Annotated in this window: 17 protein-coding genes; 2 read left to right on the forward strand and 15 right to left on the reverse strand. The window is 59.2% G+C overall.

Translation table 11 applies throughout. From position 1 onward, the window contains the following. Window positions 1-25: 25 nt before the first annotated feature. The 15 genes from AC6CIA_RS17145 to AC6CIA_RS17215 form a co-directional block, all read right to left on the reverse strand. A complete protein-coding gene (locus AC6CIA_RS17145) occupies window positions 26-1,057 on the reverse strand; it encodes a DUF5924 family protein (protein ID WP_498313645.1) in 1,032 nt (343 codons plus the stop codon). 68 nt (window positions 1,058-1,125) lie between these two features. Further along, entirely contained in the window at window positions 1,126-2,511 is a 1,386-nt protein-coding gene (locus AC6CIA_RS17150) for a M16 family metallopeptidase (RefSeq protein ID WP_498313647.1), read from the reverse strand. A gap of 58 nt (window positions 2,512-2,569) precedes the next feature. Beyond that, window positions 2,570-4,228 carry a Na/Pi cotransporter family protein gene (locus AC6CIA_RS17155; protein ID WP_498313649.1) on the reverse strand — a complete coding sequence of 553 codons (1,659 nt, stop codon included), beginning with the start codon at window positions 4,226-4,228 and terminating at the stop codon, window positions 2,570-2,572. Window positions 4,229-4,643: 415 nt separating this feature from the next. Next, a complete protein-coding gene (locus tag AC6CIA_RS17160; RefSeq protein ID WP_339529486.1) occupies window positions 4,644-5,411 on the reverse strand; it encodes a TerC family protein in 768 nt (255 codons plus the stop codon). Between the two features lie 65 nt (window positions 5,412-5,476). Further along, window positions 5,477-6,784 carry a CitMHS family transporter gene (locus AC6CIA_RS17165; RefSeq protein ID WP_498313651.1) on the reverse strand — a complete coding sequence of 436 codons (1,308 nt, stop codon included), beginning with the start codon at window positions 6,782-6,784 and terminating at the stop codon, window positions 5,477-5,479. Between the two features lie 393 nt (window positions 6,785-7,177). Continuing rightward, window positions 7,178-9,139 carry a DUF7844 domain-containing protein gene (locus tag AC6CIA_RS17170; protein WP_498313652.1) on the reverse strand — a complete coding sequence of 654 codons (1,962 nt, stop codon included), beginning with the start codon at window positions 9,137-9,139 and terminating at the stop codon, window positions 7,178-7,180. After that, window positions 9,136-9,456: a DUF2388 domain-containing protein gene (locus tag AC6CIA_RS17175; protein WP_498313654.1), complete on the reverse strand. Its 321-nt coding sequence runs from the start codon at window positions 9,454-9,456 to the stop codon at window positions 9,136-9,138. Before AC6CIA_RS17175 ends, AC6CIA_RS17170 begins: the two co-directional genes overlap by 4 nt. A gap of 26 nt (window positions 9,457-9,482) precedes the next feature. Then, complete coding sequence (locus tag AC6CIA_RS17180) at window positions 9,483-9,791, reverse strand: DUF2388 domain-containing protein (RefSeq protein WP_339529482.1); 309 nt, start codon at window positions 9,789-9,791, stop codon at window positions 9,483-9,485. A 107-nt stretch (window positions 9,792-9,898) separates the two neighbouring features. After that, window positions 9,899-10,219 (reverse strand): DUF2388 domain-containing protein, encoded by a 321-nt coding sequence (locus AC6CIA_RS17185; RefSeq protein WP_339529481.1) that lies wholly within the window; start codon window positions 10,217-10,219, stop codon window positions 9,899-9,901. A gap of 390 nt (window positions 10,220-10,609) precedes the next feature. Continuing rightward, complete coding sequence (locus tag AC6CIA_RS17190) at window positions 10,610-10,825, reverse strand: DUF1127 domain-containing protein (protein WP_003187413.1); 216 nt, start codon at window positions 10,823-10,825, stop codon at window positions 10,610-10,612. A 318-nt stretch (window positions 10,826-11,143) separates the two neighbouring features. After that, entirely contained in the window at window positions 11,144-12,637 is a 1,494-nt protein-coding gene (gene scpC / locus AC6CIA_RS17195) for a succinyl-CoA:acetate CoA-transferase ScpC (protein WP_498313656.1), read from the reverse strand. A 180-nt stretch (window positions 12,638-12,817) separates the two neighbouring features. Beyond that, window positions 12,818-14,254 carry an NAD(P)(+) transhydrogenase (Re/Si-specific) subunit beta gene (locus AC6CIA_RS17200; protein ID WP_339529479.1) on the reverse strand — a complete coding sequence of 479 codons (1,437 nt, stop codon included), beginning with the start codon at window positions 14,252-14,254 and terminating at the stop codon, window positions 12,818-12,820. Continuing rightward, complete coding sequence (locus tag AC6CIA_RS17205; RefSeq protein ID WP_003187010.1) at window positions 14,254-14,577, reverse strand: NAD(P) transhydrogenase subunit alpha part 2; 324 nt, start codon at window positions 14,575-14,577, stop codon at window positions 14,254-14,256. Before AC6CIA_RS17205 ends, AC6CIA_RS17200 begins: the two co-directional genes overlap by 1 nt. Window positions 14,578-14,592: 15 nt before the next feature. After that, on the reverse strand, window positions 14,593-15,714 hold the full coding sequence (locus AC6CIA_RS17210; protein ID WP_498313659.1) for a Re/Si-specific NAD(P)(+) transhydrogenase subunit alpha: 1,122 nt from the start codon (window positions 15,712-15,714) through the stop codon (window positions 14,593-14,595). A 448-nt stretch (window positions 15,715-16,162) separates the two neighbouring features. Further along, a complete protein-coding gene (locus tag AC6CIA_RS17215; protein ID WP_498313661.1) occupies window positions 16,163-17,062 on the reverse strand; it encodes a LysR family transcriptional regulator in 900 nt (299 codons plus the stop codon). 156 nt (window positions 17,063-17,218) lie between these two features. Here AC6CIA_RS17215 and AC6CIA_RS17220 point away from each other — a divergent pair, with 156 nt between their 5' ends. Then, window positions 17,219-18,400, forward strand: coding sequence for an acyl-CoA dehydrogenase (locus AC6CIA_RS17220; protein WP_498313663.1), 1,182 nt, complete (start codon window positions 17,219-17,221; stop codon window positions 18,398-18,400). A gap of 13 nt (window positions 18,401-18,413) precedes the next feature. Continuing rightward, on the forward strand, window positions 18,414-19,634 hold the full coding sequence (locus AC6CIA_RS17225) for a CaiB/BaiF CoA transferase family protein (RefSeq protein ID WP_498313665.1): 1,221 nt from the start codon (window positions 18,414-18,416) through the stop codon (window positions 19,632-19,634). Window positions 19,635-19,753: the final 119 nt, after the last annotated feature.

Raw genomic sequence — 19,753 nt, forward strand, 5'->3', positions numbered from 1 at the left:
AGCCTAGGTAATAGCACGATCCAGCTTACTTTGGCGTGTACGTTTGTGCTGTGTCAGTGACTTTAAATCGCAGCACGCCGATCACTTGCCCGTCCTCGGTCAACACGCGCACTTGCCAGCGCCCCGCTGCATCTGGCGGGAAGTTCTGCTTATGGGTCCAGGCCCGATAGCCTTCCTTTCGGCCGCCGTGGATATCCAGGGCAATGCGATCGACCTCTTTACCGTTGAACTGCCAGACATGGTAAATGCGTTCGTCCAGCCCGCGTGGCGCGTTGATCGCGGTGTAGGCATACAGTCCGCTGCTGCGCAGTTGACTGGCGCTGACTTCCTTGAGGTCATCTCCCGGGGTGCGATCCTGCAGTTGCGTGCTGATTGCGACCTCGGTCATCCACAGCGTGGCCGGTGGTACCCAACTGCGCAGGAACCAGCCGGCGCAACCGATGGCCGCGGTGACGCCCAATAGCATCAGCCACCCACGCACGCTGCGCAGCGGCAGGCTCACCGCCAGGCTGGGGATCGACAACAGCATCGCCACGCCGAGGGCCAACTTGTAACTCTCGGCGGTGGTCAGGTGCAGGATGATCGGCAATGCGGTGAGCAAAGCGGCAAACAGTGTCAGGGTGTGCAACGCTAAAAACAGCGAGCGCTTGGGGGCCAGCCATTTGTAGTACAGCGGGTCGATGATCGATACCAGCGCGGCTGCGCCCAACAGCCCGGTGAAAATCGACTGGCTGCTGTTCCAGGTCGTGGTGACGAAAAAGAATGGCAGCACAAAAAACAGGCTTTCCTGGTGAATCATCTGCGTGGCGTAGCGCAGCAGCGGCTCGGGAATTTCTCGATTGAAGACTTTGCTGAACAACTGGGTGAAGCTGTTTTCCAGCATCAGCCATAACCAGCTCACCAGCATGATGATGGCGATCCAACTGGCCATGCCTTGTTGGCGATCGACGAGGATGAAACTGCCCACCCCCGAGATAAAACCGCCGAGTGCGATCACCCCGGGATAGCGCTTGATCAGTTCGAGGAGGCGCTGGATGTAATGGGTCAGGTTAGGCATTCGGCGGTTCACAGGCTTGATAGGAAAAATCCCAGACAGAATAACGTCTTAGCCGTTGCATTGGGGTGTCATCGCGCAACTGCTTTGCGATAACGGCGCACGCCAAACACACCAATGGCTATCAACCCCAGCGCACCCGCGGCCATCCAGCCCAGGGCGTCATAGCTGAACAGCGGCTTTTCGATGCGCCAGTAGCCGGGCTGATTGAAGAGTTGGCGCATGGCCTGATTGGTTTGTTCCAGGCTGACGGCTTTAATGCGTTTGGCCGGGTCACTGAAGCGACCATCGTGGTAGTCGCCGGCCGCGCTCCAATAATAATCGGCCAGGGCGCTGTTACCTTGCACAGCCCAGGCCTGGCGGGCGATGGCGGCCTGTTGCAGGCGGATGAAAGTCGCCGGGTCGAGTCCCTCCCTGAGCAACCGGGCCTTGAGGGCTTCCAGGACACGTTCGGCCTCGGGCAGCTCGTCGCGCTGCAGGTCGGCCTTGAGGCTCATGAAACCGACGCCGCCGAGCACCTCGCGTTCGCTGCCGGGTCCGTAGGACAGGCCATGCTGCAGGCGAAGATGACGATACAAGGTCCAATCCAGATAGTCCTTGAGCAGGTCGTAAGTCGCGTCGTGCTGATCGTCGAGTACCGGTTCGGGGAACAGCCAGTGCAGTTTGGCGCTATCGCCGACCCAGCCACGGATCAGGTCGCGACGGATGGCTGCGGCGTGCTCGATTTGCGCAAGGAGGCGATGTTCGCTGGGCTCTACCGGCTCCAGCTGGCCATAGGTTCGCTCCAGATAGGCAGGCAGCAGCTTGTCGAGATCGCCGACGATGATCAGGGTCATGTTGTTCGGGGCGTACCAGTCCTGGCGCACCTTCTCCAGTTGGGCGCGGGTCAAGTGGCTGACCTCTGCCCGTTCGGCACACTTGAGACCCAACTCCACGGCCAGTTGGTTGCTGGCGTCGTGGCCCAGGTCCTGGCGATCCAGCAAGCGCTGCAAGTGTGAGTAATGGCCGCCGTCTTCGCGCTCCACCACCTGTTTGGCGGTGTGGATGGCCGCGTCACTCAGCTCGGTACGGGTCAGGATTGCCAGCAACAGGTCCAGCACCTTGCGCTGGTTACGGGCCGGGGCTTCGATGACAAAGGTGGTGTCGGCGTTACTGGTGTAGGCGTTCCACTCACCCCCCAAGGCTTGCATCTGCTCTTCCAGCTCGCCCTCGCCGCCGCCGTCGATACCGCTGAACAGCAGGTGTTCCAACAGATGGGGCAGCTCCTTGTTTTCACAGCTGAAGTCATCCAGGCCAACGCCGACCACCAGGCGGATGGCGACGTGACCGCGCTCGGCGCCGGGTTTGAGCAACAACTGCAGGCCGTTGGGCAACATATAACCTTCGACCTGCAAGCGATCAAAGGCAAAGGCATGTGCCGAGCCGATGAGCAGGCAGGCGAATAACAGGCGACGCATAACTGGCTTCCTGGCGAGTGAGGTCGATTGTTAACTGACTTCACGCGCCGCTGTACGTTCAGGGCGAATGCGTGATGTCGATGATATTGTCCACGGCCAGCGCGCCGGTTTCGGAGGTTTCCAGCACCACATAGGCACTGCTGCAGAACAGTGAGTTCAGGCGTTTCATGTCGGCAATCAGCTCCAGGTGCAGGGAGCTGGTCTCGAGGCTTTGCACGATTTTGCGTTGCAGGCGGCTGACGTGGGCATGGGCCAGGCGTCTTTCCTGGGCGCGGAAGCGACGCTTCTCGCGTAACAATTGCCGGGCGCTTTCCGGGTCGGCGCTGAGGAACACCGTCAGGCCCAGGCGCAGATTGGCGATCAACTGGCTGTGCAAGCCTGCCAGCTCTTCCAGGCCGACGTCGGAAAACGAGCGGCGCTGTGAGGTTTTCTGCTGCTGGACCTTGCGCAGCATGCGCTCGATCAAATCGCCGGCCAGCTTGAGGTTGATTGACAGCTCGATGATCTCGGCCCAGCGCCGACTGTCTTGCTCGCTGAGGTCTTCGCGGGGCATTTGCGCCAGATAGAGTTTGATCGCGCTGTAAAGCGCTTCGACATCATCGCTGAGGCTGCGCATCTCCTGGTTGATGGCGGTTTGTTTGCCGCGTAGCACCTCCAGCATTGAGGTCAACATGGTGTCGATCAAGTCTCCCAGGCGCAGGGTTTCCCGGACCGCGTTGGCCAAGGCCAGGCTGGGAGTGGTCAACGCCGTCGCGTCGAGATGCCGAGGCCTGGCCAGGCCATTGGCTTCGGGTCGTTCCGGCAGCAGCCAGGCGCACAGGCGTGCCATGGGGCCGATGGTGGGCAGCAGGATCAGGCAACGGATTACGTTGTAGAGCAGGTGAAAGGTGATGACCATGCCTTGGGCGCTGTAGTCCAGAGTGTCGAGCCATGCGGCCAGTGGATCAAGGACCGGGATGATCAGCAGCAAACCGATCAGCTTGTACAGCAGGCTGCCCAGGGCCACCTGGCGCCCGGCGGCGTTTTGCATATTGGTGCTGAGGAACGCCAGCACCCCGCTGCCGATGTTGGCTCCGATCACCAGCCCGATGGCCACGTGCAGGCCAATCACACCGGCGCCCGCCAGGGTTGCGGTCAGCAGGACAGCGGCCAGGCTGGAGTAGGAAATCATTGCGAACAAGGCGCCGATCAACGCATCCAGCAGAATATCGCCGGTCAACGAGGCGAACACGACTTTGACACCTTGGGCGTGGGTAATCGGCCCCGCCGCTTCGACGATCAGTTGCAGCGCGAGAATGATCAGACCCAAACCGATGCCGACCCGGCCCATTTGTCCGGCGCGCGTTTGCTTGCGGGACAGGAAGAAGATCACGCCGAGAAAGATCAGTAGCGGTGACAGCCAGGACAGGTCAAAGGTCAGTACCCGCGCCATCAGCGCCGTACCGACGTCGGCGCCGAGCATGGTAGCCAGGGCCGGCGTCAGTCCCATCAGGCCCTGGCCGACAAACGAGGTCACCAGCATGGCCGTGGCGTTACTGCTCTGCACCATGGCGGTGACCAGGATCCCGGCAATGAACGCCAGCCAGCGCTTGGCCATGTTCTGTCCGATGACCTGGCGCAGATTGGAACCGTAAACCCGCAGGATGCCGGTTCGGACGATGTGCGTGCCCCAGATCAGCAGGGTCACGGCGGAAAGCAGATTGAGCAGGGTCAGCATGCTCGGCCCCCCTGTGTTGTGTGCTCCACTGGAGCAACGAAAAGTTACCGCGTGCCGCTCTACGTCTTGTATTTAAGCTGTAGTTGGCGAATGGGCTTTGCGCCAGCATCGCATAGCTTGAAACAAAACGGTCATCAAACTGGATTTCTACAGCCCCCAGAAACCCCTGTAGGAGCGAGCTTGCTCGCGAAAAACCTGAGGACGCCGCGAATTGTCAGATTTCCCGTGTCATCGTTAACGACCTTCGCGAGCAAGCTTGCTCCTACAGGCGCACCTGAGCCGAGCCCTGTGTAGGCGCGAGCGTGCTCGCGAAGACCTCAAGGACGGCGCGTTGAATCAGACAGCACACGTCATCGTTGAGGTCCGGCACGAGCGCGAACCAGGCGTCGCCCTCGCTCCTACCGGGACTGCGGGTTTATTGGCCCGGGATATCCTTGCGCAGCTTCACTGGATCTTGCTGTTTTTTCTTCTTCGCGATGGCAGTGCGCATCTTGATATTGATGGCCTCTACCGCCAGCGAGAACGCCATGGCGAAGTAGACGTAGCCTTTTGGCACGTGAACATCGAAGGATTCGGCGATCAGCACCGTACCCACGACCAGCAGGAACGACAGGGCGAGCATTTTCAGCGACGGGTGCTTGTCGATGAACGCGCTGATAGTCCCCGCGGCCAGCATCATCACCAGAACGGCGACGACAATGGCGGCGACCATGACCGGTACGTGGGAAACCATACCTACGGCAGTGATGACCGAGTCCAGCGAGAAAACAATATCGATGATCGCGATCTGGATGATGGTGTAGATGAACTTGCCACCTTTGCCTGTCGGCTCGTCGTGGGTTTCGTCTTCACCTTCCAGGGCGTGGTACATCTCCTGGGAGCTTTTCCACAGCAGGAACAGGCCGCCGAAGAACAGGATCAGGTCGCGTCCGGAAATGCCTTGGCCGGCGACGGTGAACAAGTCTGCGGTCAGTTGCATGACCCAGGTGATCGACAGCAGCAACAGGATCCGCGTGATCATGGCCAGGGCCAGGCCGAAAATCCGGGTACGCGCCTGCATATGCTTGGGCATGCGGCTGACCAGGATTGAAATCATGATGATGTTATCGATGCCCAGAACGATCTCAAGAGCCGTCAGGGTGAAGAAGGCAATCCAGATTTCCGGATTGGTCAGCCATTCCATGTGTATTCCTTTGAGCGAGTGTTAGACCGCGCCGGCAGTCAGGCCGGCGCAGTGGGTTGTTACGATTATAGAGCGCTGAACAGCGGAAAAATCCCCATCAGCAATGCGGCGACCATTATGCACAGGCATACCAGCACTGCCCACTTCAGGGTGAAGCGCTGGTGATCGCCGAATTCGATACCGGCCAGGGCCACCAGCAAGTAAGTCGAGGGTACCAGCGGGCTGAGCAAATGCACGGGTTGGCCGACGATCGAGGCGCGGGCCATTTCCACGGCGGTAATGCCGTAGTGGCTGGCGGCTTCGGCCAGTACCGGCAGTACGCCGTAGTAGAACGCATCGTTGGACATGAAGAAGGTGAACGGCATGCTTACCAGCGCGGTGATCACCGCCAGGTACGGGCCCAAGGCTTCAGGGATGACCGCCAGCAGGCTCTTGGACATGGCATCGACCATGCCGGTGCCCGACAGGATGCCTGTGAAGATACCGGCGGCGAATATCAGGCCAACCACGGCCAGCACGCTGCCTGCGTGGGCGGCGACGCGGTCTTTCTGTTGTTGCAGGCACGGGTAGTTCACGATCATCGCGATACTGAACGCCACCATGAACAGCACCGGCAACGGCAGCAGGCCGGCAATCAGGGTGCACATCAGGGCCAGAGTCAGGACGCCGTTGAACCAGATCAGTTTCGGGCGGCGAGCATTCGGAAATTGCGAGACGCTGATTTCGTTGTGGTCGACCTCATCACCCAGCAGATGCAATTCGCCGAGACGTGCGCGCTCACGTTTGCCGTACATATAGGAAATCACCAGGATCGCCAGGACACCGGCGAGCATGGCGGGGATCATCGGTACGAAAATATCCGATGGGTCCACGTGCAGCGCACTGGCGGCACGCGCGGTCGGACCGCCCCACGGGGTCATGTTCATCACGCCGCCGGCAAGGATGATCAGGCCGGCCATGATCCGTGGGCTCATGCCAATGCGTTTGTACAACGGCAGCATGGCCGCCACGCAGATCATGTAAGTGGTGGCGCCGTCACCGTCCAGCGACACCACCAGCGCCAGCACCGCGGTGCCGACCGAGACTTTCAGCGGGTCACCCTTGACCAGCTTGAGGATCTTGCGCACGGCCGGGTCGAACAGGCCGGAGTCGATCATCAGGGCAAAATACAGGATGGCGAACATCAACATCACGCCAGTCGGCGCCAGCTTGGTGATGCCCTCGAGCATCATCGGGCCGATCTTCGGCGCAAAGCCACCGAACAGCGCGAACAGGATCGGGATAATGATCAAGGCAATCAGCGCGGACAGGCGCTTGGTCATGATCAGGAACATGAACGTGATGACCATGGCAAAGCCAAGGAAAGTCAGCATAGGAATACTCCAGGCGTAGCGCGACTAGGGAATGGCGAACCGGGGACGGTCAGCGCAGAACGAAAAGCGCGAGGCGTACGGGGGGAGTCGAGATAAACAGGCGGGTACGTGCAGACATCAGAATCACCATTGTTGTTGTAAATTGGGCCCCAGAGCGCTGAAACACTCCGGGTGGCCAACCGGTCTGTCGCCGGTAGTGAAGGCGATCCTAATCGCGCAAGCTTTCAGCCAGCTTTCGCTGCATAAGTTAACCCGTAGCCGCTGTCGAGCCCTGGCGAGGCTGCGCTGGCGGTGTGTCAGGTGTCCGCTGACGCAGCTTCGCCAGGGCTCGGTGCTTACGCGTGCCTGGCGTGATTCAAGACGCTACCGGCGAGGAAGTGCCGGGCGCGGTTTTCAGGGAAGTTGCAGGCCGCCGGCGGCCTTGTGCAATGCCCGCAGATGTTCGCCGACCTGTTTGAGGTTGGCCTCGCAGGCAGCAATCTCGGCCGCGCGTGAAGGCTCGAGCAGCGCCCTCACCTCTTTATCCAGCTCGCCGGTCAGCGATTGCAGTTGTTTCTGGCGCACAGCGCTTTGCGATTCCAGCCGCTGCCATTCCTTGGGCTGCGGCAGGCCATAACCGCTGCTGTCGAGCAGTTCCGCCGGGCGACTGAGGAAGCCGCTGTTGGCGAGGATCTGCTGCAAGGTCGCATTCGCCTTGTCCATGCCGCCGTTCTTCAGCTCCCGGGCACCGAGGTAGCGTTGCTTGACCTCGTCCTGGGCGAGCATCAACTGTTTGCGAAAGCTGGCCTGCTCCAGGAGCAATAACGCGGCGCTGGTGCGCAAGTCAGCCTGGGCGAACCAGGGACGACGTTGCTCGGCGCTCAACGCCAGCCAATCTTCGACCTGGGTTTGCTTGATCGGCAAACGCTTGCGCAAGACCTCGAACATCGCCTGGTAGCGCTCGCGGAAGGAGTCGAAATGGTAGCCCAGACGCAAGGCCTCGCGACGGTCGTCGAGTACGCTGGTGTCGGCCAGGCCACGGGCCGCGAGGACCTCCAGCAAGCCGTTGGGGGTGATGTTGTCCAGAGCGGTCAAGCGCGGATTGGCGCTGCCGCTGCGTAACAGTTTCAGGCCTTCCACTGCACAGTTGTTGGACAGGAAGTAGTAATTGCCGTCGTAGCTCCAGTGCATTTCGGCAGCATGCTCGACGGTGTCATTGATCTCCTGGCGTGTGAGGATCAGCGGTACGGATGCCAGGCCGCGCAGTTCGGTCTTGGTGTATTCGTCGATGACTTGGGCCAAAGGCAATATGAACAGCCGCGATGGGTACTTACCCACTAAACCGTCCCAACTCGACAACTGTACGTCGCCGACGAACGCGCGGTAGGACAGCACCAGGTGCTGGTCCAGATCCAGGCGGCAATCCGGACCGCGTGGCCGGCCAGGCGCGCAAATCACCAGGCGCAGCATGCTGTGGCCCCAGCGGCTCACCAGGTTCTGGTTGGCTTCGGCCAGCAGGTAATCGATGGCATAGACCCGTTCAGGATCGACCTGGCCCAATGGCGTCTTGGCAAAATCGTTGCCCGCGTTGAGGAAGGCGAACGTTTTCGCGCAGGTGTCCTTGATGGGCGGCGCCCACCCGAAATGTGCCTGGTAATACCGATACAGCGCGGGTCGACGGCAGGCGTAGCTCGGGTCGAGGAGGAAGTACTCCATGTTGACCGCGACAAATTCCTTGGGATTGGTGATCTCATAGAGGTCTGGACTGCGGGCCACTTGTCGGTTGTGCTGCTCACGCGCACCACGACGACCGACGTACTGCGGCCAGCCGGCCAGGTCCAGCAAGCGTGGATCATCACTGAGGGTAAAGCGGCGGTCGTTCTGGCCACGGCATTGATCGGGCAAGCCAATCAGGCCGGTGACGTTGTTCTGGCGACTGCAGCGACGGATCAGCGAGCGCTCGGCAGTTGGCCACAGGCGCGCACGGTCATAGATATGGGTCAGCTCATGCAGCACGGTGGCGAGCATTTCCTGGCGCACGGTGCCGTGGGGGCGATGAGTTTTCCGGGTGGCGGCGCTGCCGTCAGTCAGGCTGGCCAGCAACTTATGATTGAGGTTCAGTTCAGAGACCAGCGAAGCCTGTCCATAGGCATTACCTGGCATATCGTCGGTCCAACTGACCTCAATCCGCCGGTCGAGTTGCGCAATAAAGCGTGGCGGCAGGGCCTGCATGGCTTCATCGAGCAGCGCTTGGCTGGCCTGTTGTTCGGCGCGGCTCAAGCCATCGGTCTTGAGCTTGAGTTGCAGCTCGGCCTGAGCGGTGCCACCAAACAGCAGCACGCTTGCGGCCAGTAACCAGGCAGCGAAACGCCTCACAATGCGAGGATGGCTTCTGCAAGTACCTGATCGCTGGCGTCGCGGGCTTGCGGCACGCGAGTTCGCAGGGTATCGAAAGCAGCTTCCAGTCGAGCGCCGCGAATGCCGCCATCGGTGGCGACGAAGCTGGCCGCGTCATCGTGGGCCTCACGTACGACTTTGGAGTCGCGGATGGAGGTGGTGGTATCTGAAGTGAAATCAATGGTGCGGCCAAAGGCACGAACGATGATGTTACTGGTGGCCACCAGGGTTTGCGCCTGGGCGACATCAGCCAACAACACCAGGCCGAGGGCGGCAGCGATCAGCGGGCTACGCATGGGATGACTCCGAAAGACAAAGATGGTTATTGGACGAGAATTGCTTCGGCCAGTTCAAGGTCACTGGACTTAAGTTTTGGTTGGCTTGCGCGCAAATAATTCAGTGCCGACTCCAGTCGGGCGCCCCGCCATTGACCGTCAGTGGCAATGAACGCGGCTGCGTCATCCTGGGCCGCCAGAATCCGTTTACGGTCGAAAGGAGCGGAGGTGACTTTACTGGTGGCGTAAGCGCTGACCACGACGCTTTGGGTCGACAGGTCAAAGGCTTGCGCCGAACCCGACCAGCACACGGCAAACAACGCGGGAGCAATCAACAAACGGTATGAAAAAGCCATGGGACTCGACAATTGAAAACGAGCGCCAAGGCTAGCGCAATGCCCGTACGAGAGCCAGCGCCGAGGCTTCGGGGAGCGGCGAGCGCTCCCCGATTCCCTGTCTGCGATCAGATAGCCAGGATTGCCTGGGCCAATTGCACGTCGGTGGCGGTGTTCAGTTGCGGCGCTTGTTGGCGGATCTGCGCCAGCGCGCTTTCCAGCTTCACACCGCGAATCGCGCCTTCGCTGGCAACGAAGCTGGCAGCGTCATCACGGGCGGCGCGCACGACTTTATTGTCGCGCAGGGAGGATGTGGCATCAGAGGAGGCGTCAGATGTGGCTTTCAACGCGCCGACGATCGAGTCAGTGGTCATGATGAAGCTCGAGGCACTGGCGTTGGCAGCCAGGGTCAGTAAGGCAGCGGCGCTTAGCAGGCGTAGACGGGACATGGGATGACTCCTGAGTATGAACGAAGAAGGTGGCGCACAGCCGCCGCTGTGAGCGGGGCGTTGTTGCTATTGGCATCAGACGCGCGTTCTACAGGGTTCGCCACATGATGACAGGATATTAGCTGGCACTTGTCGGTTCGGGTAGCTCGAGGTGGGAAGTTGTTCTTTGGCAGCCAGCTGGAGCGGTAAACATTCTGCAAGGCAAACTGTACTTGTATAAATTGATATTTTTAAAATTGTACTTGTCGAGAAGCTGGCCACGCGAGTCATCTGGTTTTTCCACTGCCCAGAAACAACAAAACCCGCATCCGGTTACCCGGAGCGGGTTTTGCCATAACAATTCGGGGTGCTGGCGGTGGACCCGGCAGGTCAGGGCCAGCAAGCGCTAAATCAGCGCCAGAACGGCTTGCTCAGCTCTTCGTAGCGTTGAGCTTCGCTAATCCCGGCATCAGCCAGCAGACGCGAGTCCAGACGAGCCAGTTGATGGCGGCTGGAGATGCGGCGCTGCCACAACATCAGGTTGGCGAGAACGCGCAGAGGCAGGGAAGCCTGGGTGTTTACAGCTTTTTCTTCGAAGAACAGTTCGGAACTGAGTGTACGTTCCATGATGACATCCTTCCGCTTGTGGCGGGATTAGGTAGTGGTTTAACTGATGCCAATGATCCTCCTCCGGCGCAAGACTCTCTAGATACAGTTCACCTGTATTGTGAGGGGCCAGTTAACTGTTTATAGCGGCTGTACTGTACGAAAATGGGCAAACTGTACCTATCGGCACTTAAATGGTGCGTTTTAGGTGTTTTGGTGGGGTTGAGTAAGACCTTTCTGTCAGAAAAGACCGGTACAGCAGTACAGTTTTTGTCATTGAGTGCGTCGATGTGGCAAGGCGGACACCCCTGTATTTGCATCCGCCCGGTTCTGATTCAATTACGCCTTGAGCATATGCCCGGTTTCTTCCAGATTGATATGCCAACTCAGGGCGTCGCGCAGGATGTGTGGGGTGTGGCCACCTATTGCGCAGGCTGCTGTGAAGTAGTTGTTCAGCGCCTCGCGATAGTCAGGGTGCACGCAGTTGTCGATGATCACGCGTGCTCGCTCCCGTGGGGCCAGGCCGCGCAGGTCGGCCAGGCCGACTTCGGTCACCAGGATGTCGACGTCATGTTCAGTGTGGTCGACATGGCTGACCATCGGTACCACGCTGGAAATCGCCCCGCCCTTGGCAATCGACTTGGTCACAAAGATCGCCAAGTGCGCATTCCGAGCGAAATCCCCCGAACCGCCGATGCCGTTCATCATCCGCGTACCGCAAATGTGGGTGGAGTTGACGTTGCCGTAGATGTCGAACTCCAGCGCGGTGTTGATGCCGATGATGCCCAGGCGCCGTACCACTTCGGGGTGGTTGGAGATTTCCTGTGGGCGCAGCACGAGTTTGTCCTTGTAGCGTTCCAGGTTGCCGAATACGTCGGCATTGCGCCGTTCCGACAAGGTGATGGAACTGCCGGAGGCGAAACTCAGTTTGCCCGCATCGATCAGGTCAAACGTCGAATCCTGGAGCACTTCGGAGTACATGCTCAGGTCTTCGAAAGGCGACTCGATCAGACCGCACATCACCGCGTTGGCAATATTGCCGATACCCGCCTGCAGCGGGCCGAGCTTGTTGGTCATGCGGCCTGCGTCAACTTCCTGCTTGAGGAAGTTGATCAAATGATTGGCGATCCACTGGGTATCGCTGTCGGGTGGGGTGACGGTGGAGGCGGAGTCGGCCTGATTGGTGACGACGATGGCGACGATTTTCTCCGGCGGAATCGGGATTGCGGTGCTGCCGATACGATCGTCGACCTTGACCAGCGGGATCGGCGTGCGAGTGGGCCGGTAGGTCGGGATATAAATGTCGTGCAGGCCTTCCAGGTTCGGGTTATGCGCCAGGTTGATCTCAATGATTACCTGTTTGGCGAAAATCGCGAAGCTGGCCGAGTTGCCTACCGAGGTGGTCGGTACGATATGGCCTTGCTCGGTAATGGCCACGGCCTCGATCACGGCAATGTCCGGCAACTTGAGCTGATTATTGCGCAACTGCTCGACGGTTTCCGACAGGTGCTGATCGATGAACATGACGTCGCCAGCGTTGATGGCCTTGCGTAAGGTGCTGTCCACCTGGAACGGCATGCGCCGCGACAGCACGCCGGCTTCGGTGAGTTGTTTGTCCAGGTCGTTGCCCAGGCTGGCGCCGGTCATCAAGGTGATTTTCAGTGGCGAGGTCTTTGCCCGCTCGGCCAGGGCGTGGGGCACGGCCTTGGCTTCACCGGCGCGGGTAAAGCCGCTCATGCCGACGGTCATGCCGTCCTCGATCAGGGCGGCAGTCTCGGCGGCGCTCATGACCTTGTTCAACAGCGAAGGCAAGCGGATACGATCACGGTACATGGATGGTTATCTCGGGCAACGGAAGCAAGGTGGGCAGTCTAGTGATTTCAAAAGATTTCGTCCCGCTACCATGGTCGAATGCCAGGCAGCGATTTAGAGCCTTTGGTCGGGTTTTTTCCGTTAATAAAAAACCCCAGCCTACTGCAGGCCGGGGTTTGGGGTATTGCGCTGGAGCAGTGTTTATTCGACGGCCTTGACCATATCTTCGATGACTTTCTTGGCGTCGCCGAAGACCATCATGGTCTTGTCCAGGTAGAACAGTTCGTTATCCAGGCCGGCATAACCGCTGGCCATCGAACGCTTGTTGACGATGATGGTCTTGGCCTTGAACGCTTCGAGGATCGGCATGCCGGCAATCGGCGACTTTGGATCGTTCTTCGCTGCGGGGTTGACCACGTCGTTGGCGCCGAGCACCAGCACCACATCGGCCTGGCCGAACTCGGAGTTGATGTCCTCCATCTCGAACACTTGGTCGTAAGGCACTTCTGCCTCGGCCAGCAACACGTTCATGTGCCCGGGCATGCGACCGGCAACCGGGTGGATCGCGTACTTCACGGTTACGCCGTGATGAGTCAGCTTCTCGGTCAGCTCTTTCAGCGCGTGCTGTGCCCGTGCGACCGCCAGGCCGTAGCCGGGAACGATGATCACGGTGTCGGCGTTGGTCAGCAGGAACGTGGCGTCGTCAGCCGAACCGGACTTCACCGGACGCGCCTCTTTCGAGCCTGCCGGGCCGGCAGCCTCCGCGGTATTGCCGAAACCACCCAGCAATACATTAAAGAAGGAGCGGTTCATCGCCTTGCACATGATGTACGAGAGGATCGCACCGCTCGAGCCCACCAGGGAGCCGGCGATGATCAGCATCGAGTTGTTCAGCGAGAAGCCGATACCGGCCGCCGCCCAGCCCGAATAGCTGTTGAGCATCGAGACCACCACCGGCATGTCGGCGCCGCCAATCGGGATGATGATCAGCACCCCGAGCACGAACGCCAGCGCGAGCATCAGCGCGAAGGCGCTGAGGTTGCCGGTGAACATGAACACCAGGCCCAGGCCCAGGGTGGCCAGGCCCAATACCAGGTTCAACTTGTGCTGGCCGCCGAACTGTACCGGTGCGCCCTGGAACAGGCGGAACTTGTACTTGCCGGAGAGTTTACCGAAAGCGATGACCGACCCGGAGAAGGTGATAGCGCCGATCGCGGCACCGAGGAACAGCTCCAGGCGGTTGCCCGCCGGAATCGGATCTCCCAGCAGTTTGACGATGCCCAGCGATTGCGGCTCGACCACCGCCGCGATGGCGATAAACACTGCGGCCAGACCGATCATGCTGTGCATGAAGGCCACCAGCTCTGGCATCTTGGTCATTTCTACGCGCTTGGCCATGATCGAGCCGGCGGTGCCGCCGATCAGCAGGCCGACGATCACATAGCCGATGCCGGCGGTGGCGAGTTCCGCGCCCAGCTTATAAATCAGGCCGACGGTGGTGAGCACCGCCAATGCCATGCCGAGCATGCCAAACAGGTTGCCGCGTCGGGAGGTGGTCGGGTGCGACAGGCCTTTGAGGGCCTGGATAAAGCAGATTGACGCGATCAGGTAGAGCGTCGTGACAAGGTTCATGCTCATTACTTGGGCGCCTCTTCTTTTACGGCTTTCGGGGCTTTTTTCTTGAACATCTCAAGCATGCGGCGAGTCACCAGGAAGCCGCCGAATACGTTTACCGCGGCCAGGGCTACGGCCAGCGTGCCCATGGTCTTGCCCAGCGGCGTGACGGTCAGCGCGGCAGCGAGCATGGCGCCAACGATGACAATCGCTGAAATCGCGTTGGTCACCGCCATCAATGGCGTGTGCAGCGCGGGGGTGACGTTCCAGACCACGTGGTAACCGACATAAATCGCCAGCACGAAGATGATCAGGTTGTAGATACCGGGGGAGATAAGCTCTTCCATCGTCTGAATCCCTGCTTAGGCGTTTTTGCGGATGACTTGGCCGTCGCGGCACATCAGGCACGCGGCGACGATGTCGTCTTCGAGGTTGATTTCAAACTGCCCTTCCTTGGTGAACAGCAGTTTCAGGAAGTCCAGCAGGTTGCGCGCATAAAGAGCCGAGGCATCGGCCGCGACGGCGCCGGCCAGGTTGGTAGGCCCGCAAATGGTCACGCCATGCGCCACCACGACCTGGTCAGCGACGGTCAGTGGGCAGTTGCCGCCCTGGGCTGCGGCGAGGTCGATGACCACCGAGCCAGGTTTCATCTGCGCGACGGTCTCGGCGCTCAGCAGTGTTGGCGCCTTGCGGCCGGGAATCAGCGCGGTGGTGATGACGATGTCGGCTTGTTTGGCGCGCTCATGTACGGCCAGGGCCTGGCGCTGCATCCAGCTGCTGGGCATGGGCCGCGCGTAGCCGCCGACGCCGACGGCGCATTCGCGCTCCTCATCGGTTTCGTACGGCACATCGACGAACTTCGCACCCAGGGATTCGATTTGTTCCTTCACCGCCGGACGCACATCGGAGGCTTCGATCACCGCACCCAGGCGTTTGGCCGTGGCGATCGCCTGCAAGCCCGCGACGCCGGCCCCGAGGATCAGCACGCGCGCCGCTTTCACGGTACCTGCCGCGGTCATCAGCATCGGCATGAAGCGTGGATAGTGATGGGCGGCCAAAAGCACCGCCTTGTAGCCGGCGATGTTGGCCTGGGAAGACAACACGTCCAGGCTTTGTGCGCGGGAGGTGCGCGGCGCGGCCTCGAGGGCGAAGGCGGTGATGCCGTGTTCGGCCAGTCGGGTGATGGTTTCGTTGCTGAACGGATTGAGCATGCCCACCAACACGGTGCCGCTTTTAATCAGCGTCAGTTCGCTATCGCTGGGCGCGACCACCTTGAGAATCAGTTCGGCACCGAATGCGTCGCTGGCACTGCCAATGGTTGCGCCCGCCGTTTCATAAGCACTGTCGACGACGCTGGCATTAATGCCCGCCCCGCTTTGTACAGTGACCTTATGGCCCTGGCCGATCAGTTTCTTGATGGTTTCCGGGGTTGCAGCAACCCGCGTTTCACCGGTCTGGGTTTCGAGAGGAACACCAATGTGCACGTCAAATCTCCTGCATGATCTTTTTGCTTTTGATTTTTGTAAAAAGGCCAGTGCACCGTGAGTGGCACATCTGGGGCGGCCGATCAGCACGATCCCGCTTAAATGACAGCGGGGCGCGGCATTTTGCAGGCGAACTTTACGACCTTCAAGGGATTATGACGGGTGACGAAAAATTAACTACAAGTCACCCTGTGACTGATTGTCGCAATCACTGGGAATTAACCTTTTAAATACAATAAATTATGGGCATTCCCAAAAAAAAGGTTTTTTTACCATCGCTGATATGAATGGTCGGTTATGGAACCGTGATTGTCGCTGGAAGCCTTATGGCTCATGGCTTGGAGGAGGTTTTTTGCCAGATAGGTACAGTCTGCATAATTGCGACAAATACGTATATCTGTAGGGTCTTATAATAGTTGACTACAGGGTCAGCAAAGCCATGAGTCCTTTAAAAATGCAGGGTGTAGCGGTGCGACTGGTCGATCAACCAGTCTCTGAATGCGTGTAAAGACGCGGATTCGACCTTTCGCTCGGGAATCATCAGGTAATACGCCTTGGTGCTGCTTAATGTTTGTGGATTGGCGATCACCAGTTGTTTGTCGCTCAGCTCTTTTTGAATCAGGAACGGCGGAATCAGCGCAATGCCCATGTCATGCATGGCCGCTTGCGACAACATGGAGAATAGCTCGTATCGTGGGCCTGTCATGTCGCGAGGGATGTTCAGGTGCTGGGCATTGAACCATTGGCGCCACGCGTAGGGTCGAGTGGTTTGTTGAAGTAGCGGCAGCTCGGCAATTTCTTCTGCGCTGAAGTGCGCTCGGTTCTCAAGTAATCGCGGGCTACATACCGGGAGTGGGTTTTCTCCCATTAATCGGTGGGATTCGGTCCCTGACCAGTCGGCATCCCCGAAATAGATCGCGGCATCGAACTCGGTGTCGGCAAACAGGAATGGGCGCGTGCGGTTGGTCAGGTTTACCGTGACTTCGGGATGTTGTTGCTGGAAATCCCTGAGACGTGGAATCAGCCATTGAGTGCCAAATGTGGGCACCACCGCCAGTTCGATGACGTTGGCACCCTGTTGGCCCATCACCGATAGCGTGTCACGTTCAACGGCGTCCAGTTGCGCCGCGACCCTGCGACTGTAGGAAAGTCCGGCCTCAGTCAGTTTGACGCCACGGCGCGAGCGTCGAAACAGCTCGACACTCAAAAACTCTTCAAGGCTGGCAATCTGTCGGCATATGGCGCCCTGGGTAATGGAAAGCTCCTGCGCCGCCTTGGTAAAGCTCTCGTGACGGGCGGCGGCTTCAAAGCTGACCAAGGCCGTGGTGCTGGGGATTTTCCTGCGCATGTACCGTACCCTCACTAATAAAAGGCAAAAATGCCCTTTTAAATCTTTACGAAGTGAGAAATTAGCACAAGGCTATGCAAAAACCTCGTTTGCCCTCCTCGCCTGTCCGGCCTAGGCTCCATGCACGACTTTTGATTTTCTCGCGAGGACTCACTCATGGGTGGTAAGGCAAGCTTCAACTGGATCGATCCACTGCTGCTGGATCAACAGCTCACTGAAGAAGAGCGCATGGTGCGCGACAGTGCCGAGCAATTTGCCCAGCACAAGCTGGCGCCGCGTGTGCTTGAAGCCTTCCGCCATGAAAAGACCGATCCTGCGATTTTCCGTGAAATGGGCGAAACCGGCCTGCTGGGTGCCATGATCCCGGAACAGTACGGCGGAAGTGGTCTGAACTATGTCAGCTATGGGCTGATTGCTCGTGAAGTCGAGCGTGTCGACTCTGGTTACCGTTCGATGATGAGCGTGCAGTCATCCCTGGTCATGGTGCCTATCAATGAATTTGGCACCGAAGCCCAAAAGCAGAAATATTTGCCCAAGCTGGCCTCCGGCGAGTGGATCGGTTGTTTTGGCCTGACCGAGCCAAACCATGGTTCTGACCCGGGCGCGATGATCACGCGTGCGCGCAAGGTAGAGGGTGGCTACAGCCTTACCGGCAGCAAGATGTGGATCACCAACAGTCCGATTGCCGATGTATTTGTGGTCTGGGGGAAGGATGATGCCGGCGATATTCGCGGTTTTGTCCTGGAAAAGGGCTGGAAGGGCCTCAGTGCGCCGGTGATCCACGGCAAGGTCGGTCTGCGCGCTTCTATTACCGGCGAAATCGTCATGGATAACGTGTTTGTGCCTGAAGAGAACATCTTTCCCGATGTGCGAGGCCTGAAAGGTCCGTTCACCTGTTTGAACTCGGCACGCTATGGGATCTCCTGGGGCGCACTGGGGGCCGCGGAGTTTTGCTGGCACACGGCGCGCCAGTACACCCTGGATCGTCAGCAGTTCGGTCGCCCGCTGGCGGCCACGCAACTGATCCAGAAGAAGCTGGCGGATATGCAGACTGAGATCACGCTTGCCCTGCAAGGCTGCTTGCGTCTTGGGCGGATGAAAGATGAAGGGACGGCGGCGGTGGAGATTACCTCGATCATGAAGCGTAATTCGTGTGGCAAGTCCTTGGATATCGCACGCATGGCGCGTGACATGCTCGGCGGTAATGGTATCTCCGATGAATTCGGGATTGCCCGTCACCTGGTCAATCTGGAAGTGGTGAATACCTATGAGGGTACCCACGATGTGCATGCGCTGATCCTGGGTCGTGCGCAAACCGGTATTCAAGCGTTCTATTAATAGGAGGGCGACCATGGGCGCGCTATCGCACCTGCGGGTACTGGATTTGTCGCGTGTATTGGCCGGTCCCTGGGCCGGGCAAATCCTCGCTGATCTCGGGGCTGAAGTGATCAAGGTCGAGCGACCGGGGAATGGTGACGACACGCGTGCCTGGGGCCCGCCCTTTCTAAAGGATGCCCTTGGCGAGAACACCAGCGAGGCTTCGTACTATTTATCGGCCAATCGCAATAAAGAGTCAGTGACCATCGACTTCACGCGGCCGGAGGGGCAAAAACTGGTTCGCGACCTGGCGGCAAAGTCGGACATCCTGATTGAGAACTTCAAGGTGGGTGGCCTGGCGGCCTACGGTTTGGATTATGAGTCGCTCAAAGAGCTCAATCCTGAGCTGATCTACTGTTCTATCACCGGGTTTGGCCAGACAGGTCCTTATGCTGCGCGTCCCGGATACGACTTCATGATCCAGGGGCTGGGCGGACTCATGAGTCTGACGGGGCGCCCCGAGGGTGATGAGGGTGAAGGGCCGGTCAAGGTGGGGGTCGCGTTGACCGATATCTTGACTGGACTCTACTCCACCGTAGCGATTTTGGCGGCCTTGGCTCACCGCGATCATGATGGCGGGGGGCAGCATATCGATATGGCGTTGTTGGATGTACAGGTGGCCTGTCTGGCCAATCAGGCCATGAATTACCTGACGACGGGGGTGTCGCCCAAGCGGTTGGGTAACGCGCATCCGAATATTGTGCCGTATCAGGATTTCCCTACGGCCGACGGCGATTTCATTTTGACCGTTGGTAATGACGGGCAATTTCGCAAATTTGCCCAGGTCGCAGGGCAGCCGCAGTGGGCGGATGATCCGCGATTCGCTACTAACAAGCTGCGGGTGGCCAATCGGACGGCCCTTATTCCTTTGATTCGTCAGGCCACGGTCTTCAAGACGACAACCGAGTGGGTGACTCAGCTCGAGCAGGTTGGAGTGCCGTGTGGGCCGATCAATGATTTGGCGCAGGTATTTGCAGATCCCCAGGTGCAGGCGCGGGGGCTGGCTATTGAGTTGCCCCATGCGCTGGCAGGAATGGTCCCGCAGGTGGCCAGCCCGATTCGCCTTTCCAAGACGCCGGTCGAGTATCGGAGTGCTCCTCCCTTGTTGGGCGAGCATACGGCGAAGGTGCTCCAGCAAGTATTGGGGATGGGGGCTGCGAATGTCGCCGCGTTGAAGGCGGCGGGGGTCATCTAGTCCAGTTCTCCTATATAGAAGAGTGGGCGCCATATGGTGGGTCTATATAGGAGAGGTCCTGGTTACTCTTTAGCCATTGCTAACTAATTGATTGGAATCTGAAATTAACGGTTGACGGG

This window comes from Pseudomonas sp. GQ91 (assembly GCF_059758795.1).

What these genes read in the sequence shown, in the direction of transcription:
- AC6CIA_RS17220 (WP_498313663.1), top strand. Translation starts at nt 17,219, where the DNA reads ATGGGTGGTAAGGCAAGCTTCAACTGGATCGATCCACTGCTGCTGGAT.
- AC6CIA_RS17215 (WP_498313661.1), bottom strand. Translation starts at nt 17,062, where the DNA reads ATGCGCAGGAAAATCCCCAGCACCACGGCCTTGGTCAGCTTTGAAGCC.
- AC6CIA_RS17160 (WP_339529486.1), bottom strand. Translation starts at nt 5,411, where the DNA reads ATGGAATGGCTGACCAATCCGGAAATCTGGATTGCCTTCTTCACCCTG.
- AC6CIA_RS17150 (WP_498313647.1), bottom strand. Translation starts at nt 2,511, where the DNA reads ATGCGTCGCCTGTTATTCGCCTGCCTGCTCATCGGCTCGGCACATGCC.
- scpC (WP_498313656.1), bottom strand. Translation starts at nt 12,637, where the DNA reads ATGTACCGTGATCGTATCCGCTTGCCTTCGCTGTTGAACAAGGTCATG.
- AC6CIA_RS17175 (WP_498313654.1), bottom strand. Translation starts at nt 9,456, where the DNA reads ATGCGTAGCCCGCTGATCGCTGCCGCCCTCGGCCTGGTGTTGTTGGCT.
- AC6CIA_RS17185 (WP_339529481.1), bottom strand. Translation starts at nt 10,219, where the DNA reads ATGTCCCGTCTACGCCTGCTAAGCGCCGCTGCCTTACTGACCCTGGCT.
- AC6CIA_RS17200 (WP_339529479.1), bottom strand. Translation starts at nt 14,254, where the DNA reads ATGAGCATGAACCTTGTCACGACGCTCTACCTGATCGCGTCAATCTGC.
- AC6CIA_RS17190 (WP_003187413.1), bottom strand. Translation starts at nt 10,825, where the DNA reads ATGGAACGTACACTCAGTTCCGAACTGTTCTTCGAAGAAAAAGCTGTA.
- AC6CIA_RS17145 (WP_498313645.1), bottom strand. Translation starts at nt 1,057, where the DNA reads ATGCCTAACCTGACCCATTACATCCAGCGCCTCCTCGAACTGATCAAG.
- AC6CIA_RS17155 (WP_498313649.1), bottom strand. Translation starts at nt 4,228, where the DNA reads ATGCTGACCCTGCTCAATCTGCTTTCCGCCGTGACCCTGCTGATCTGG.
- AC6CIA_RS17225 (WP_498313665.1), top strand. Translation starts at nt 18,414, where the DNA reads ATGGGCGCGCTATCGCACCTGCGGGTACTGGATTTGTCGCGTGTATTG.
- AC6CIA_RS17180 (WP_339529482.1), bottom strand. Translation starts at nt 9,791, where the DNA reads ATGGCTTTTTCATACCGTTTGTTGATTGCTCCCGCGTTGTTTGCCGTG.
- AC6CIA_RS17165 (WP_498313651.1), bottom strand. Translation starts at nt 6,784, where the DNA reads ATGCTGACTTTCCTTGGCTTTGCCATGGTCATCACGTTCATGTTCCTG.
- AC6CIA_RS17205 (WP_003187010.1), bottom strand. Translation starts at nt 14,577, where the DNA reads ATGGAAGAGCTTATCTCCCCCGGTATCTACAACCTGATCATCTTCGTG.